We start from the raw sequence: 20,066 nt of genomic DNA on the forward strand, positions 1-20,066 counted from the left end.
ATGACAACAGAACTGCTGCGGGGCACTGTCTCACGCCGCGTATTGATGGAGACGCTGGAGCCGCGCTTGCTGCTATCGGCCGATCTGGTCCCCATCATCGGCACGATTTCAGTACCCGGTGAGCAGGACAGCTATCAGATCACGATTTCCGAGCCGCTGCGCGTATCCTTCGACTCGCTCAGCCCGGCAGAGCTGAACTGGCGGCTAAGCGGGCCAGAGTCAGCCGAAATTACCGGTCGGATGCATCTGGATGCGGGCTATGGCCGCAGCCACCCGGCGGTGGCTGAATTGATGCGCGGCACCTATACGCTAAGCGTTTTTGGCGCGAGCCTGCAGACGGGTGATTATCGGTTTGAGTTGCACGACCTGTCAGACGCCCCCAGCTTGCTGCCCAACACCGACCACCCGGTCAATTTGCCCGTCGGCAATGAAACCCGAGAGCTGGCATTTGAGGCAAACGCAGGGGATTTCTTCAATCTGGCAGTCACGCACTCGGCTGGTTCGAATGACGCCAATATCGCCCTTGTTGCGCCATCTGGTACGGTGCTGCGAAACAACAACCTGACCGGTTTCAACAGGGTGCTGACCGAAACCGGGCGCTACACGCTGCTGATTGAAGGGATGCCCGCGAATACGACGCCGGTTGATCTGGTGTTGCGTATGACGTTGGGGCAGCCAGAGGGCAAAGCCTATGCGCTGGGCAGCACCCAGACCGCAACTATTGACACGACCGGCGAGACACATGTCTACAGCTTTACGCTTGCCAGCAATAGCCGGGTAGAAATTACCGGCATCCGCGCGAATACGGTTTTGCCAACCTGGTTTGTACAATCGCCAAATGGCGCCATCAATACGCCGGTCGTGCTGGGCGAAACGCCAACCGTGCTGGATTTGCAAGCGGGGCGCTATACTTTTGTGGTGACAGACAGCGCGCTTGGCCTTGGCAATTACGCTTTTGAGATCAAGCAAAATGGCAGCTTTGGTGGTACCGTCGTGGACCGCACGGTGCAAACCGTTGCAATCGGCGATGTGCTTGCGGGCAGCTTGGCTGCGGGGCAGGAACATCGCTATGATTTCACGGTGATCAGTGGCACGCCGCTTGCCATGGAGTTTCTGGAGGATTTGCCAGCGACGATGAAATGGTCACTGGAAGGCGCGTCCGGCACGGTCATGAGCTCCAGCAGCCTTGATCGCTATGCCAATTATCTTGTGCACAAGGCCCTGGTGCCGGGCAGTTATTCGCTGGTACTCAAGGGCAGCAATGCCAGCGTTGTACCCGGCGCCTACAAGATCCGGTTGCGCAACACCGATGACGGGCATATCCCGCTGATACTGGGCGCGGATACGACCACCGCGCTTGACGCTGATAATGCTTTGAAAATCTATTCGGTCACCCTGCAATCTGGTCAGCGGCTGGTGCTTGACCGATTGACCGGAAACGCAAGTTCCTACAACCTTGCGTTTAGGCTCTTTTCACCAGATGGAAAGAACAGCTGGGATTTGACCTCAGGCCTGAGTGATATCAGCACAGTGGTTGCGCCCTATGATGGCACATACCGGCTGGAGGTCATGCGCAGCGCCAATACGGTGATTGAAACCAGTTGGAACCTGAGCCTGTCGCCTGTCGTCACCCAGCGCGTTGCCCTTGAAACGCCTTTCCTTGTAGATATTGACCAGCCGGGCCGTATCCTTGAAATGGCCTTTACCGTGCCCAATGCCACGACGATTCAAATTGAATCGCCCGAGATCGGGACTGGCGCGTATTATCTGCGCTATGATCTTTTCGGCCCGGAAGGGGTTATCAAAAGCAATATCGCCGTAGATGCCGCAATGGCCTCGCAGCGCTTTCGGCTTGCGGCGGGTGAGTATCGGATCCGGCTTTCCAGGTATTATGACGACACGGCAGTCACCCGGCTGGTCATTCGCGACGTTGCCGCGCTTCCGGTTCTGGCGCTTGGCCAACGGTTCAACGGCACGATTGATCCGGGAGAGGACAGTGTCAGCTTTGCTTTTGATGCCATTGGCGGTGAACAACTGACCTTTGATTTCGATGCGATGACCGGCAGGAATACCTATTACAACCCAAACCTGTATGTCTTTGGGCCGGATGGCACCGTGCATCTGCAAGCGGGCGCAAGCGGGGCCGATCTGTCATTCACGCCTGCCCGCGACGGGCGCTATTACTTTTCCATCAAGGGCCAGTTTGGGCAAAGCCAGCCGCTTGTTTACGACCTGACGCTGCGCAGTTCCAAGACGGTTACAAAAAGCCTTGCCATTGATGCCGTGATCAGCGGGCAAGTCGCAGTACCGTATGAGGTGCATGAATATCTGTTCTCGCTGACCGAGACGAAACGGCTGTTTTTTGATGCGCTGACCAATTCGGGACTGAGCTGGAAGGTTTTTGATGCTGGCGGGGCAGAGGTTTCCATTGCCGCCAATGGTGATTTCAATGATTTTGACAGCAATCCAGCCCATTTTCGGCTGAACGCCGGGGATTACCGGCTGGTTCTGACACCAGACCAAACCCTTACCCCGGCCTACAGCTTTGCGCTGCGTGATATGGCGCAGGGGGGCACGCTGGCACTTGGGGCGGATGTGACGATTGCGGGCACGACTGCCGCGATGTTCAGGCATCTGGATTTGCTGGGCGGCACGCAGGTTTTTCTGGATACAAAGGCGTCGACAGGGCAGGGCTATTGGCAGCTTTATGACCCGCAGGGCAATCTGATGCAGGCGGCGCTGCTTCAGGCCGACATGGTCGCCTATGTTCCCGAGGATGGGCGCTATACGCTGGTGTTTATTGACCGCACCACCAACCCGGAAGCCTGGGAAACGACGTTCCGCGTGACCACTGTAGAGACGCGGCAGCGCGACATTGCGCCCGGCACAAAAATTTCAGGCATGATTGCAACGCCAATGGCAAGCATCCGCCATGATTTCACACTGGACGCAGCCGAAATCCTGTTTTTCAACAGCAATCTGAACAGCACCAAAGTCACCTGGTATCTAGAGCGTGACGGCGTGGCCCTGACCAACCCCGATACGATGAATGCGGTCAGTTTTGCGGAATCGCGGCTTGATCTGGATGCAGGGAACTACAGCATCGTCGTGCAAGGCGTTGACGGCTATATTTCAGATTATGGCTTTACCCTGCTGCGCGTCGCTGATGCAACGGCATTGACGGATAACACATCGACCCCTTTGACCACGCTGGACCCGGCGAATGGCATGGCGCTGTTTACCTGGCAAGGTGTGCGCGGCCAGATTATTGATTTCGACGTGCTAAGCAGTTCCGGCACCGCGGATAATCAGCTTTTCGGGCCGGATGGTCGCCGTATCTATACCCGCAGCGGGCTGACGGACACCAACGGAATTTTGCTGTCTGAAACCGGGCAATATATCATGGTTATCAGGGGCGGGGTTGGCAATTCCGGGGCCAGCCCCAAATTTGCCTTTGCGATCCGCGACAAGGGCACCACACCAGCGGCGGTGTTAAGCGGCACGCCGCTTGCTGTGGGTGCAATCGCCAGCGGTACGCTGACTGGGGCAAATGTGGCGCAGAATTTTCTGGTATCGCTGGATGCGCCCAAGCGTCTGTTCATAGACGCACAGACCTATAATTTCCGCATGTATGTCACGCTGCGCGATGCACTTGGCGTCATTGTTGATGATTTGAGTTTTGGCAATTTCGCACCCACGATTGTCCCGCGCGGCGATCAACAGGACGGCACATGGTGGCTTGATCTGCCCGCCGGAGAGTACCAGATCAGCATCCGAACCACGAATGCATCTGATCCGTTCGCCTTTTCTTTGCTGGACCTTGATACAGCCCCCAGCCTGCCGCGCGAGACCCCGACAACCGCGCTGATTGACCCGGCACAAAGCGCGGTCGTCCTTCATTTCGACGCGGCGGCAGGGGAAAAGCTGGCGCTGCGGATGATCGCAAGCACCTCTGAAAACTACGTCGGTTATTTGCTGCTGGACCCGCAAGGGAGGCTTGTTTCCACCCAAAACCGGGTCGGCTATCTTGATTTCACGGCGCGGCTGGCGGGCACCTATACCCTGATTCTGGATGGTGAGCGCGGCGCCTCGGTTCCTGCCACGGTCAACGTGACGATTGCGGCCAATCCGGCACTGGCTTTGGCACCGGACACGGTTGCGACGGTTACCCTGCCCGATGCGGGAACGGTGGCGCGTTATGCAGTCACAGTGACCGAGGCCGGGGTCTATCAGCTTCACAGCAGCCTGAGCACATCACAGCTTAGCTGGAAAATGCTGGACACCAGCGGGCTGGGCGTTGCCGCAGGCCGAATTGATGGCCTGGACCCGCGAACCTTCAGCCTTGCCCCTGGGGTTTATGAATTGGTCTTCACCTCTGGTGCCGCGCTGGTGACGCCGTTCAGCGTTGCACTGCTGAATACCGCAAAGGGGCGTGCGATAGCCCTGGAGGAAACCGTGGTGGTGGATGAAACCGTGCCATCCCTGGCCCGCAGTTTTACCTTTACCGGAACCGCCGGACAATCGCTGATATTTGACGTGCTGTCGTCCAGCACATCCTATGCCAATGGCACCTATTTTCTGATCGCGCCTGATGGCACGGTATTGCCGCGCTACGAGATGACGAACACCGCAGCACGGGAATTGCAGATGAGCGGGCTCTGGCGGCTGGTCATCCTTCCGCAGGCCAATGTAACCGCAGCCATGTCCTACAGTTTCCGGCTAACGGAAAAGCAGATCGTAACCCGCCCACTTGTGTTTTCTGCGCGGAATCAAGACAGCCTTTCCGACCTTGGGGCAGAGCTGCACTATAGCTTCACGATGTCAAAGGCCGGCTCGGTTTGGGTCGATAGCCAGATCAGTGACTCATACGCCCGGTTCCGTATTCTTGATGCGCAAAACCGCGTGGTTCACAGCGACACGTTCTATAATGAATTTCGTAGCGATACATTGCGCTGGCTGGCGGCGGGCGATTATCGGCTGATCGCTTACCGTTCGGATGATAATGTGACGCAGCTTCCCTTCCGGCTTTTGCTGGCGGATGATCTGCCAAAGCTGACATTGGGCCAACCGCTGCAGGTTCAGCTTTCGCCGGGTTCGGTGACCATGGGCTATGCATTTGAAGGTGTGGCCGGACAGCGCCTTGCCTTCAACCTGACCGAGTTTGGCGGCATTTATGCGAATTGGCGGCTGATCGGCCCGGATGGAAATGCGGTATTTGGCCCGACCTCTGTCACACAGCGCGCCCCGATCACGCTGGATGCCAGCGGGCGCTATCTGCTGATGTTTGAAGGCAACAACGCGCGACAAGAGCCGCAGAGCCTGAAGATCAATCTGATCGAGACACCGCTGCGCAATGCAATCCCAGTCTCGACTCTGGCGCGGGTTGCGGCGGATCTGGTGCCATCGGCGCTTTCGATTGCGGCTGCGGGGCCAATTACGGCGGGCCAGCCTGTAACGGTTGGCTGGACTGTCACCAACGCCGGCGCGGCAGCCGCTTTGACGGGCCGGGACCGGGTGGTTTTGCGCCGGGCCGACACGGGCGAAATCATCGGCGTTCGCGTCACGCCCGATCTTGGCAGCCCGCTTGCTGCGGGCGCTTCGGTGCAGCGCAGCGCGATTTTGCACTTGCCGCAAGGCGCGCCGGGAACGGGCAATCTGATCGCAGAACTGGAACTTGATATCGCCAACGCGGTCGATGAAACCAATGGCGGCACCAGCCCCGAGGCGAATAACACGGCATCGCTTGCCTTTATCGCCTTGCCCGATACGCTGGCTGATCTGGTGGTTGAAAACATCCGGACCGAGCCTGCGCGCGGCTATCAGCCGGGGCAATCCGTTACTGTGCGCTGGACGCTGCGCAATGCGGGCGCGGCCGCCGTCACAACCCGCTTTGCCGAAGAGCTGCGCCTGAACAATCTTACCGCCTATAACAAATCTGTCGGGCAATGGGGTATGGCCTATGATCCGGCCCTGTCGGGCGCCATTGCCGCTGGCGACACGCTAGAGCGGAGCGCAGTGATTACCTGGCCTGATGGTATCGACGGCACCGGCAAGATGCGGTTCAGCGTGACAACCGACAGCGCCGCGGTGATCAACGAAGGCAATGCGGCGGGCGATGCCGAGACCAATAACACAACGCTGTTTGATGTGCTGTCTGCGCCAGATATGCAGGTTGCCAATCTGCGGCTGACTAATGGGCCTTTGTTTGCGGGTGACAGTGCAACCTTTGCCTGGGATGTGCAGAATGCCGGAACGGCGAATGTTACCGGGCCGTTTGTCGAATACCTTCGGGTGTATAACCTGATCACAAGGGAATGGGTTTACGACCAAGAGGTTACCTTTGCGCAAGAGGCGGGAACGGTTCTGGCTGCTGGGGCAACCCGTGCCCGCAGTCTGACCTTTGCGTTGCCCGATGGCGCAAGTGGCGCGGGCGATCTGCGGTTTTACCTGAATGTCGATTACCGAGGGGCGGTCCGTGAGGCCAATGCAGATGACTCGGCGGAATCGAATAACGCCGTAACACTTGATTTTGCCGCAACCGTGCGCAGCTATCCCGATCTGGCCGTGACCGCGCCGATTGTTGGTGGCGCGGCTGTTGCCGGAAACCCGTTGCAGGTGTCCTGGACGGTCACCAACACCACATCCATCGCCGCAGGCCCGCGGCTGGATCGGTTGGTGCTGAGTGCGGATGATGTGTTTGGCAATGCCGATGATATCGTGCTTGGCTTGGTGAACCGCTCTGGCCTGGCTGGCAACGCAGCCGAGACGGTGACAACGACAATCACCCTGCCGCCTTCCCTCTTTGGCGATTGGCGGCTGGCGGTGATCGTTGATGCAGATGCCGCCGTGAATGAAGGCGATGGCGAGGGCAATAACCTGTCTGCCCGACTGCCGCTGACCATCGCCCCCGCCGCCTTGCCTGATCTGGTGGTCGAGGCCGTGGCGGGCACGCAAGCCGCAAGCTGGGGGCAATCGGTGCAGGTCGGCTGGCGTGTTGCCAATCAGGGCCACAGCGCCACCAGCGCCACATGGGCGGATTCGGTTTACCTGTCGCAAGATGGGGTGCTTGACGCAGGCGATATGTTGCTGGCGCAGGTTGCGGCCCCTGCTGGCCCGCTTGCGGTCGGTGAAACCTATACTGGCAGCGCGACGGTTGTTATTCCGGGCGGCATTACGGGGGCCTGGCGGTTGATAGTGGTCACCGACAGCGGCAATACCCAGGCCGAGGGCGCAGGTGAGGCCAGCAATAGCCGTGCCGCGCTGGAACCGATCCTGATTTCTTCCAGCGCTGCTGCGGATCTTGTGGCGCTGAATGTGGTCGGGCCGACCGATGGTTCACCCGGAACCGTAGCACAGGTAAGCTGGCGGGTTGAGAACCGGGGCGAGGGCATCGCCCGCGCGCCCTGGACCGATTATATTTACCTGACCGCAACCGGCGGGCTGGTCGGCGCGCGTCACATCGGCACCTACCGCCATGATACGACGCTTGCAGCGGGTGCGGGGGTTGATCTGTCGCTGGATGTGACGCTGCCGACCGTTCCCGATGGGATATGGCGCTTTCTGGTCGTGACCGACCGGCTTGAGCAGGTTTATGAGATTGGCCGCGAAGAAAATAACGCCGCTTTGGCCCCAGTACCCTTTGGCCTGTCAACGCCAGATCTGTTTGTCTCTAACATCGAGGCCCCCGATACCGCGATTTCCGGAACCTTGATTCCCATAACCTGGCAGGTCGGAAATCAGGGCGGCGGCGCGGCACAGGCCGGGCGGGTTGACCGGATTTATCTGTCTCGGGATGGCGTCGTGGATGGCACCGACATTTTGCTGCATACCTCCGCAAAGCGAGGCGCGCTGGCCGTCGGCAGCGTTGACACCCAAACCGCCGAGGTGGTGCTGCCGATTGCCGCCCGCGATGGCTGGCAGGTGATCGTGGTCACCGATGCCACCGATGTCGTGGAAGAACGGACCGAAGAGGGCAACAACACGCTGGCCCGCGCGCTTGCCGTCACCCTTACGCACCATTCCGACCTTGCGGTTTCGGATGTGGTGGCACCAACGCTGACCGTGGCCGACCCTGCGGTGATCCGGGTTGGCTGGCGCGTCACGAATATTGCGGCGCAGGTCGGGACCGAGACAGGCTGGCAAGATCAGGTCTGGGCGTCGCGCGACAGCATCATTGGCGATGCCGATGATATCTTGCTGGCCAGCTTCAACCGCGATGGCGCGTTGCAGCCCGGCGCGTTCTATCTGCGATCCGAGGCGATTACGCTGCCTGCCGGTTTTTCGGACCGGCTTAAAATTTACGTTGTCGCCGATGCGGCAGCCGCCGTGTTTGAGGATGGCAAGACGGCAAACAACCGCGCGGTCCTTGCGGAAAATGTCGATGTGGCCCGCTCCCCTTACGCCGATCTTTCCGTGCGCAGCATTCAGGCGCAGGCGGTGGCGGTTTCGGGCGGGCAGATCAACGTGGCATGGGTGGTTGAAAACACCGGCATTGGGGCCACTGATCGGTCAAGCTGGACCGATACCGTCACGCTTTCGCGCAGCCCCAGCGGCACCGGGGTAATGGCAACCGAAAACTTTACCCATCTTGGTATTCTGCCGCAGGGTGAAATCTATGCCCGCAGTGCCGTGATCGACATACCCGAAGGGATTGAGGGCACATATTACGTCACGGTTCACACCGCCCGCCACGCCCGCCATAGCGCCCCGTATGAGTTCATCTTTGCCGACAACAACCGCTCGGATGCGGCTACGGTGACGGTTTCACTGGCGCCAAGTGCGGATCTAAGGGTGACAGACCTTGCCACGCTGGCAACCGCAGCCGAGGGGCAAGAGATTGATCTTGCGTGGAAAGTAAGCAATCAGGGGCAGGCCGATGCCGTTGGAAGCTGGACCGACCGGGTTTTGCTGATACCGTTGGATACGGCAAAGCGCCCGATCATCGTTGGCACCTATACCACCACACGCACACTCGGCGTTGGCCAAAGCTATCAACGGACCGAAAGATTTCGCCTGCCCACCAAGATAGAGGGTGCATATACGCTGACGGTCGTGACCAATTACGACAAGGGCATTTATGAAAACGGCGCCGCCGCGCTTAACAATACCGGGTCGGATGACCGGGTGGTTGAGGTGACGCTGAACCCACGCCCCAACCTTAAGGTCGCGTCGGTTATCGCAGCGCCCTTGGTCAGCGCCGGTGGCACGATCCGCGCTACGTTTGAGGTTATCAACCAAGGCACGGTTGCCGCGACCGGCGATTGGGTCGATTCCGTCTATCTTTCACTGGATGACAAGCTGAGCAGCGATGATATCTTGATCAGCCGCACCGGCAACCCAATGTCGCTGGCCCCCGGTGAGCGGTATCAGATCACCTCTGATACCGGCACGGTGCCGCTGCGCTGGGCCGGGCAGGGCTATGTTCTTGTCAGTACCGATGGCGGCGGTACGGTTGATGAATACCCGTTTGACGGTGACAACCTTGGGTCTGCGGGCTTTACGGTTAATGCATTGCCGCGCCCCGATCTGGTGGCATCGGGCGTTATCGCCCCGGTGCAGGCGGTTTACGGGTCGGAAATCGAGTTGCGGTACCGCGTGACCAACCTGGGTCAGGGTGTCACGCTTGATGACACCTGGCGCGATACGATCTGGATTACGCGAGATGCGCGCCGCCCGAATACGGCTGCCTTTGTCGATGTGGACGGCGCGGATTTTCTGAAAGGCAATTCGGCGCGCCTGCTGGCAACAGTGACCCATAAAGGCGCGCTGGCAGTTGGCGAAAGCTATGAGATGGTTGTACGGGTCACCATTCCCGCCAATCTGCCCTCGGGCCGCTACTATATCACGCCCTGGTCCGACAGCTATGATGTGGTGGCCGAAGATACGCTGGCCATCAACATAAATCCTGATGACCCAAGCGAGATTGACAACAACAATTACAAAGGCCGCGCGATTGATATTCTGGGTTATACCCCGGTACGGCCCGACCTTGTGGTTTCAGATGTGCAAACGGCAGGCCCGGTTATCGCCGGGGGCGCGCCGCTGGCTGTGACCTGGACAGTCACGAATACCGGCCTGGTTGAGGCGGCACCGGCCGGCGGCTGGATTGATCGGGTCTATCTGTCGGACAAGGCAACCTTTGGCGCAGGGGGGGCCAAACTTTGGTTCCTCGGTGATATCCGCCGGGATGACGGGCTGGCGGCAGACACCTCTTATACCACCACGGCGCAGTTTGATCTGCCACCCTCGGCGGCGGGGCTGTTTGTGCATGTCATCACCGATGCCGCCATAAACGGACGCCAAGCAGTTGCCGAGTCGGATGAGGCCAATAACGTCGCGTCAGGTCAGGCCCTGGTTACCAATATCCCCGCCGATTTGCGGGTCATAGCGGTTACCGCGGCGGCTGGGGCCACCTCGGGCGAGGCGCTGGCAATCAGCTTTACCGTGCAAAATCAGGGTGGGCCCGTCTGGGATGGAACGCGCTATTGGGCGGATGCTGTCTGGCTGTCAAAAGACCCGGTTCTTGACCGCACGCGCGCAACCTTTTTGGGCGAAGTCTTGCATGACGCCGGGGCGGGCCTTGGTGCGGGGGAAAGCTATACCCAAAGCCTGAATCTGACGTTGCCGCCGGGCACCGAAGGCGCCTATTACCTGCATGTTGCCACCGATGTGGGCCGCGTGGGCCACATCCCGCAAGGCGAGAGCGACAGCGGCAGTGCGGACCGGGTGCGCAGCAGCTATGCCAGCACGGTATTTGAAACCGAGGATGACCCCACCGGCAATTTCGGGCGTGGCACGCTTGATATAACCTATGCCGAGCCGGATTTGCGCATAACCGCGCAGACGATCCCCAGCAATGCCACCAGCGGCGGCCCGCTGGCGCTGCAATGGACAGTGACCAATCAGGGCAGCCGCGCAACCCGCGTGGCTGCGTGGACGGACCGGGTGTTCCTGTCGCTTGACGGCTCGCTTGACGGGCAGGATTTCTTGTTGGGTGAACTGCGCCATACAGGCGCGCTTGGCATTGGCGAAAGCTATGACGCCGCGCTGAACATCACCTTGCCGCAGGGGATTTCAGGCAATTACACGATTTACATCGAGACAGATTCCAACTTTGGCAAAGGCGGAACCTACCAAACCTCTACCATCCGTCCGGGCCTGCGGGGGCTTTCGCTGACAGCGGATGCGGTGGATGAGTTCAAGGGCGAAGGCAATAACAGCACCAGCGCCCTGATTGCGGTAGAGGCGGCATCGACCGCCGATCTGGTCATTACCGCGCTGACCATCCCGCAGCGCGCGATCAACGGCCAAAGCCTTGCGCTGACATGGGAAATTACCAACACCGGCGCAATCGCCACGGGCGGCGGCTGGCGCGATATGATCTATCTTTCGCGCGATGCCTCATTGGATACGCGCAGCGATTTCTACCTTGGTTTCCATGACCATCTGACAGGGCTGGAGGCGGGCGCCGCGCGTGAAGTATCCTTGTCCAGCCGTTTGCCCAAAGGGCTGTCGGGGTCGTGGTATGTCTTTGTCGTCGCCGATCCATTGCGCAACGACTATTCCGGCAAGGTATATGAGAATGGCGCCGAAGAGAATATCCGCGTCTCGTCGCAGCCGCTGTTGATAGATCAGGTGCCGCCCTCTGACCTGAGGCCCGAAAATGTCGAGGCAAGCGGCGGGTCTGCCCCCGGTGATGCGGTTGAGGTGACATGGACCGTCACCAATCAAAGCACCGAGGCGGCAACGGGCACCTGGGTTGATGCCGTCTGGCTTTCCAAAGATGGCGATTGGGATATTGGCGATATCTTCCTTGGGCATTTCACCCGGACGGGCGGGTTGGCGGCGGGTGAAAGCTATGCGGCAACGCTGACAGCCGAACTGCCGATTGTCGCCGATGGCATGTGGCGTGTGATCGTTCGCGCCGATGCCCGCAACACCGTGAATGAGGGCGCGAATGAAGGCAACAACACCCTTGCCGCCGCCGCCCCCCTGGCCGTGCAAAGCCCGCGCCTGACACTGGATGTGCCGGTGACCACGATGCTGGCCGGCAATTCCGAACGGCTTTTCCGGGTCGAGGTGCCTGCCGGTAAAACCCTGCGCCTGTCGCTGGCGGGCGGCGATCCGCAGGTGCCGAATGAGATTTTTGTGAAATGGGACGCACCGCCAAATCAGGCCGATTTCGATGCCTCGCAGAAAAGTATCTTCGGGCAGGTGCAAGAAGCGGTGATTTCCACCACCAAGCCGGGCATTTATTACGTTTTGGTGCGCAGTTTTGGCGGGGATGATACCACACCCGTACCCCATACCCTGAAAGCCGAGCTATTGCCGTTTCAGGTGATGGATGTGACCCCCGATCAGGGCGGTTCGGCCCGGTTTGTGACCATGACGATCGACGGTGCCGCGATCAGCGAAGGCGCGATTGCCAAGCTGTCGCGCCCCGGTGTGGCCGAGTTTTTGCCGGTATCCGTGCGCCGGATTGATGCGACCAAGCTGATTGCGATCTTTGATCTGCAAGGCGCGCCGCATGGGCTTTACGATGTCATCGTGACCAATGGCGACGGCCAGCAGGCAATCTTGCCCTATCGTTATCTGGTGGAACGCGCTGTGGAACGCGATGTGACCGTCGGCCTTGGCGGCCCGCGCGTGGTGCCTGCGGGCTCAGCCGGGCTTTATAGCGTCGTGGTCGACAGCCTGACCAATGTTGATACGCCATATGTCTATTTCACCTTTGGCGCGCCGGAAATGGGCGTCAATGATATGGCCTACAACCTGCCTTTTCTGCAATTTGCGACCAACCTTGGCGATGGGTCGGATGCGCCTACGGTGGGGCTGACAGGCGCGCAATCGGGGCTGAACCTTGGCGGGCAGTTGCTTGCGCCCGGCTATGGCTATGATCTGGCTGCGGCGGGTCAGGTGCAGATGAACTTTACAGTGCAGACCTATCCGGGTTTGCAGGCGCTGATTGACCGCGATTTTGAAGGCATCAAGACCTTCCTTTATGGCCGTGACCCGGCACTGGCGGCGCGCGATGGCCTGAGTGGGGGCGTGGCGGCGCTGGAAGACGTGGACCCGCTGATCCATGAGATTTTCACCGACCCTGCAAAAGAGGTGGTTTCGGGTGATCTGCCTTGGTATTTGCCGTTCCAGTTCAATGTGGTTGCTGCGGCAACGCCGATGACGCGCGATGAATTCATCGCGCGACAAAAGGCCGATGCCGAGGGGCTGCGCCTTGCCGTGCTTGCCGATCCCGATGCTGTGCCAAGCCTGCAAACCCTTGCCGCCGATGCCGAAACCTGGGCCGATGGTTTCCTTGCGGCGCTGACAACAGCGGGGCTGCTGCGCCAAGAGGCCGATGCGCCCCCAGTGTTTGCGTCCACCCGTGTCACCTCGCTGGTTGCCCAACTGTCGCAGGGCTTGCTGCTGGGAACGGCTGGGGGGGGCATCCGCAGTTCGGGCGATCTGGTCGATTTTTACAGCAAGGTGCGCGAATGGTATGGTAGCAGCACCAATGCCAAGGCCCCGGTTGCCCGCTATGATATGCGCAACCCGCCAAATGGCATTCCCTATGCGGTTCCGGTGCCGCACCTGCCAGCGGCGGCGTCCTATGATCTGGGCCTGACCCGGCCAACCACGTTCACCGCGTTCAATATCTATGCCCCTTGGCTGGGGCTCGGCGCCGTCGATCTGCCGGATTTCGGCTCTGACAATACCACATCCGAGCTGGTCGCGCTGGATCTGGACCGTTTCCGCGATATCGCGGGCGTGCCCGCAGGCGAAGGCAGCGGATGGCTGCGCGGCCCGATTGGTGTGGGTGCGGGCAACTGGGTTCCAACCGGCTATGCCCTGCCGCATGAGGTGGGTTTTGCGGTGGATACCGATAGCGCACGGCCCTTGCGGGACCTGCGCATTGTCACCACGCTTGACCCCGCTTTGGATGCACGCAGCTTCCGGCTGGGCGGGCTGACGCTGGGTGACCTGTCGGTCAAGGTGCCGGCGGGGCGCATGGTTTGGCAACAGGATCTGGATCTGAGTGCTACGCGCGGGTTTATTCTGCGGCTATCGGCAGGGATGGATATTGCCAGCCGCACCGCAACCTGGCTGGTGCAGGCGATTGACCCTGAAACCGGCGAATTGCTGGATACGGCAGGGCCAAATGGCCTGCTGTTGCCCGGTGAAAGCGGCGCGGTACAGTTTACCGCCGCCGCCGCACCCGATGCCGGTTCTGGCCATGAGGTCAGCGCCGTTGCGCGAATTCTGACAGATATTGCCGCGCCCGAAGATACCGCGCCCTATCGCTATCGACTGGATACCAAAGCCCCTGTCACGAATTTTTCTGCCGAGCGTTTGGGCGATGGCAGCGATTACCGCATTACCTGGAGCGCCACCGAGGAGGAAAACGGCTCGGGCCTGCGCGATGCGAATATCTATGCCGCGATAGACGGCGGTGATTTCCGCCTGATCGCCAATAATGAGACAACGGGTGCCTTTGTCTGGGCCGCACCGGACGCGGTTGAGGTGAAATTCCTTGTGCTTGCCCGCGATATGGCCGGCAATCGCAGCGCGGTTCCGGTTGGCACCGGCACCGGGTCCATCCCGGCGGATGTGGTCGATCTGGGCGGAACGCTGGTAAAGGCCACCACCGAGGCCACCCCGCTTGATCTGGGGAACCCGGTCGCAAATATACCCGCCAATGCGCTGTTCCTTCAGGCACAAAATGGCATCGCGGCCACCATTTCCGCGCTGCGCGCCGGGGTGTTTGCCAATTCCATCGCCCCTTTCGGCTTTGAGGCCTTTGTCGAGGATTTGCCGGGCAGTCAGGGTGGCATCGGCGCGTTGGCCCTGTTGGGGTTGGCGGATGGCTCGGTCCTGTTTTCAGGCGGGCCGGATCGCGGCTGGCTTTACCGGGTGGCCAAGGATGGTACAGGGGCCGAGCAACCTTTGGCGCGGCTTGGCACGCCGATCTACGGGCTGGCGCAAGATGGCGCGGGGCGTATCTGGGCGACCTCGGGCGGGGGCGCCTTGCTGGAACTTGACCTGACAAGCGGCGATATCATCGGCCAGTATGGTGATGGCATCACCCAGGCGGTGGCGGTAAAGGGCGAAGGCCAGCTTTACGTCTCTACCGGCGACGGGATCGCGGTTTTTGACCGGGCCAGCGGGCTGCTGACACCGTTTTCAGATATGCGGGTGGATGATCTGGCACTGGCCCCCGATGGCACGCTTTGGGGCACAAGCTGGCCTGACCGGGGCAAGGTTTTGCGCTTTGACGCAGCGGGCAAGGCCGAGTTGATCGCCCAGCTTGATGCGCCGCTGGATTCGCTGACCTTTGGCGCCGAGGGCACCGAGTTTGCCGGCCTCGCCTTGCTGACCTCGGTGCGCAACGGTGCCGGGCTGTCGCGGGTTTATGCGCTGGATATGGCCTCGCATCAGGTGGTCACAATCGCGGCTTCCACGGCGCGCGCCGAAGATATCATCACGCTGGCGGATGGGCGCGTGATACTGGCCCATGGCCGGGGCCTTGACGTGTTGCGCCCGCTTTATGTGCCAAAGATCATTGCGACCACGTTTGAGGATGGCGCAGTAACCGCCCTGCCCGTTGCCAGCTTCAGCCTGCGGTTTGATGATGATATGGCGGTGCGCGGAACAGGTTCGGCCATTGATCCGGCGAATTACGTTTTGTCGGATGCGACGGGGCGGCTGATCCCGATCACCGCAACGCGCTATAATGATGAAACGCGCGAGGTCACGCTGTCTTTTGCGCCGCTACAGCGTGGCGATTACCAGATTACCGTCAGCGACAAGGTGCAATCGTCACGCGGCATGGTGCTGGGCAGTATCGAATCCTTTGCGTTCAGCCGGATGGAGGACGCGACGGCGCAGGTTTCCTTTGTGTTCCAGAACACACGCTATGATCGCGCAGCCGAGAGTGTAACCTATGAGGTTCTGGTGACCAACACCGGCACCCGGCCCATCCGGGCGCCTGCACAACTGACGCTGGATATCAGCGACCCTGACGGTTCGGGAACGCCGCTGTCGGGCACCCGCAGCAATGATATCTGGCTGATTGATCTGACAAGCGCACTTGGCCCGAACGGCGTGCTGCTTGCGGGCGAAACGACGATGGCGCTTGCGGTATCCTTGTTGCTTGACCCGGCCGAGCGCGCCCCGTTTGAACATGGGGTGCGGGTGTTGCCGGGGGCCAATGCTGCGCCCCTGATCTTGCAAGATTACCGCGCCGATGCGGTGATCGGCACGGCCTACACCCATCAGGTGACGGCGGTTGATGTTGACGGTGACGTGATCGGCTTTGCCCTGATGCAGGGCCCCGAGGGTATGGTAATTGATGCCGTCAGCGGTCTTGTCACCTGGACACCGGGCCGCGAGGCGGATGAAACCTCTACCGTGCGGGTGCGGGTTTATGACGATCAGGGCAGTTACGGCGAAATCGCATGGGATATCACGATTGGCCAAGGGGTAAACCACGCCCCCGGCATCGTGCCGCCCAATGCCGTTATCACGCTGATCGAGGGCGAAGAGATGCGCCTGCCGATCATCGCGATGGATGAAGATTACGACCGCATCGTGCTGTTTGCCGATAATCTGCCAAAAGGCGCCTATCTTGATCAGCAAACACAAGAGCTGGTCTGGCGGCCGTTGCCGGGGCAGCGCGGGATTTACGCGAATATCCAGATCGGTGCCAGCGATGGCGCGAAAGAGGCGGTCGAGCGCTTTACCGTGATCGTTTATCCGGGCGATGCCGCGCCCGTCGTGGCCACCCCGCAGGCCTTGCAGGTGCGCGAGGGGGATCTGATCCGCATCCCGCTGATCGCCCATGACCCGGAAGGCGAGCCGCTGAGCTTCCGCGCGCCGGTCTTGCCGGCGGGTGCGGTGATCAACCCGAATACCGGCCTGTTTGAATGGACGCCACGCTTTGATCAGATGGGGCACTATGCGATTCCGGTTCGGGTGTCGGATGGTCAGACAACGGTGCAGATCACCCTGGATCTGGAGGTGGTGAATGCCAATGGCGCGCCGGTTCTGCAAGGGTTTGAGGATTGGACCGTAGCCGAGGGGCAAGGGATATTTTTCCGCACCACGGGGTTTGACCCCGACAATCCGCTTTATGTGTTGCCCGAACGGGACGACAATGGCGAACTAGTTTACTACGCAGGGTCGCAACGCGAAAGCATTGCCTATACGATGACCGGCCTGCCCGACGGCGCGCGCTATGACGCGCAGACCGGGCAGTTTGCCTGGATGACCGATTTTGCCGATGCGGGGCGCTACATCCTGCGCCTGACCGCGCGCGATGATGGCGATGGCACGGGTGTTGCGCTGGAACGATCGGTTGATATCGTGCTGACGGTGACAGATGTAAACCGCCCGCCGCAATTGCCAGACCTGCCCAACCGCAGCGTTCAGGCGGGTGCGGTGCTGGACATCCCGCTGGCCTCGGTTGATGCCGATGGCGGTGCGTTGATCTTTTCTGCCTTTGCGGTGCGGACCGGCGGCGCGGATCAAATCTCGATTGATCCAAACCCGGTGCCGCTGGATGGCACATCACCGCTTGGCGCGCTGATCATCAATCCCGATGGCAGCTATCTGCTGCGGCTTACCCCCAATGAGCTGGATCGCGGCAATTGGCGGATAGAGCTGCAAGTGACCGATGACGGCAATGGTCAGGCCGCGAATGCGCAAAGCGACAGCGGCAGCTTTATTCTGACCGTGGCGGCAGAAAACCTTGCGCCCAGGCTGCAGCCGGTGGCGGGGCTGGTTGCCCTGACAGATGCGGCGGCTGAATTTGTGTTCAGCGCGACTGACGCTGACAGTGCGGTCATCACATGGCAGGCGGCGGGCCTGCCTGCCGGTGCAGCGCTTGTTGCCTCGGCCAGCGGCACCACGGCGCGGCTTGCCTGGGCGGCGGGCGCGGTGGCTGCGGGTGACTATCCCGTGGTTTTGACCGTCAGCGACAGTTCCGGCAACACCGACAGCATGGGCTTTGCGCTGAAAGTGCGGCCAACCAACGGCGCGCCGTTCCTGACGCCGGTTGCGCGGCTTGAGGTCGCCGAACTCTCATCTCTGACCCATGTTTTTGAGGCGGCAGACCCCGAAGGCGACGCGCTGACGTTTTCGGCCACCGGCCTGCCCGGTGGGGCCGTGCTTGACCCGCTGACCGGCACCCTGACCTTTACACCGCACAGCTTTCAGGCCGGGGAATACCCGCTGGTGGTGACGGCAAGCGATGGCAATCGCAGCGCCAGCATCCCTGTGCTTTTGGTTGTCGCCAATACCAACCGCGCGCCGATTTTCGTGGCAACCCCGCCGCAAACCGGGCGCGAGGCGGATGCGCTCAGCTTCCGTCTGCTGGCGTCAGATATTGACGGTGACGGGATTTTGTTTGAGCCGGTCGGCGCCCTGCCCCCCGGTATGCAACTGGATGCGCGCACCGGCGTTGTAAGCTGGACACCGACCCATGTGCAGGCCGGAACCTGGACGATAACCCTCCGCGCGCGGGATGCGGCGGGGGCGGCCACGCAGCAAGATGTCGAGGTTCGCATCCTCAACAGCAACCGCGCGCCGGTCCTGACCCTGCAAAACCGCGCTGTTGTGCTGGGCGAAACGCTGGATACGATTATCGGCGCGACCGACCCGGACAGCGATGACAGCGTGACCCTGCGGATTGACAACCTGCCAGCCGGGGCAAGTTTCAATGCGGCAACCGGGCGGCTGCTGTTTACCCCCGATGCGGGGGATCTGGGGGATTTGGTGCTGCGGGTCGGGGCCTTTGACGGCACAGATGAAACCGTTGCCCCCATGGTCATTCGCATCTCGCGTGAGGCGGTGTTGCCGGTCGCGGTGTTGGATGTAACGCCGGGCTTTCCCGCGCTGCCGGGGCAAAAGGTGACGCTTTCGGTCACCGGGTCGGGGCTGGTGCCGGTAACGGGGTATCGGCTGACACTGGACGGTACACCCCTGGCGCTGGACGCGCTGGGGCGGGCCGATTTCACGCCCACAGCGCCCGGTAAATATAGCGCCATTCTGGAAGTGACCGATGCCGATGGCCGCGTTGGCCGGGCCGAACGCGTTATCGCCGTGCGTGATGCCAGCGACCGCCACGCGCCGGAATTGGCGCTGAATGTGGCTGACGGCGCTGTTCTGGCCGCTGGCACGATTGCGGGGCGTATCAGCGATGCAAGCCTTGATCAGTGGCGACTGGCGCTGATTGGCAAAAACGGCGCGGCGCAAATTTTGGCCCAGGGCGGTGCCGGGGTTGACGGGGTGCTGGCCACACTGGACCCGGCGCTGGTGCAATCCGGATTCTATACCCTGCGGCTGGAGGCGACCGACCTTGCAGGCCTGCGCAGCATTGTAGAGCGTGAGGTGGAAATTCTTCCCGCCGCCGCCTCTGGCCTGCGCCGGGTTGATACCGATGCAATCATCACCCTTGGCGGCGTGACGCTGCCCTTGCAACGGGTGCTGGATGCCCGCGATGCTGGCAAACCGGGCGAATTTGGCCCCGGCTGGCAAGCGGGTTGGGCCGATCTGAACCTTGACGCCGGGCCTGCGGCCACCGGCAACCGCGCGCTGCGCCAAGGCGACCGGGTACATCTGAGCGCGCCCGATGGCACACGGCTGACCTTTACCGCGCGCTTTGTCACAACGCAGATTGCCGGGTTCACCCGGATTGACCTGGTTTTTGATGGCACAAATACGGGCTATACGCTGGCACATAACGGCCCGGTGTTGATGGAGGCCGAAGGCGGGCTGTTTGACGCGTTGCTGGGGCTGCCCTATTCGCCCTTTGCGGCGTTTGGCAGCAGCCTGACCCTGACCACAGCAGATGGCACCGGCTGGCAGGCAGATGGTGCGGGCAACGTGACCGGCATCGTGCAAAACGGCAACCGGCTGCGGGTTTCGGATAGCGGCATCATCGCGGCCAATGGCGATACGGTGAATATCATCACCAATATCGCTGGTGCCATTGCGGGGGTTCAACTGCCCGATGGCGCGCGTATCATCTATCTTTATGACGCGCTTGGGCGGCTGAGTTTTGTCGGCAAGGC

The 20,066-nt window shown here is 60.9% G+C and carries 1 protein-coding gene (cut by a window edge); it reads left to right on the plus strand.

Annotated elements, in window-relative coordinates:
* Positions 1-20,066: the 5' portion of a CARDB domain-containing protein gene (locus VDP61_RS02455; RefSeq protein WP_323005345.1), read on the plus strand. It continues 12,118 nt past the right edge of the window; the window shows 20,066 of its 32,184 coding nt (coding positions 1-20,066); its start codon is at positions 1-3; the stop codon falls past the right edge of the window.

Source organism: Pseudorhodobacter sp., assembly GCF_034675685.1.
Classification (GTDB): Bacteria; Pseudomonadota; Alphaproteobacteria; order Rhodobacterales; family Rhodobacteraceae; genus Pseudorhodobacter.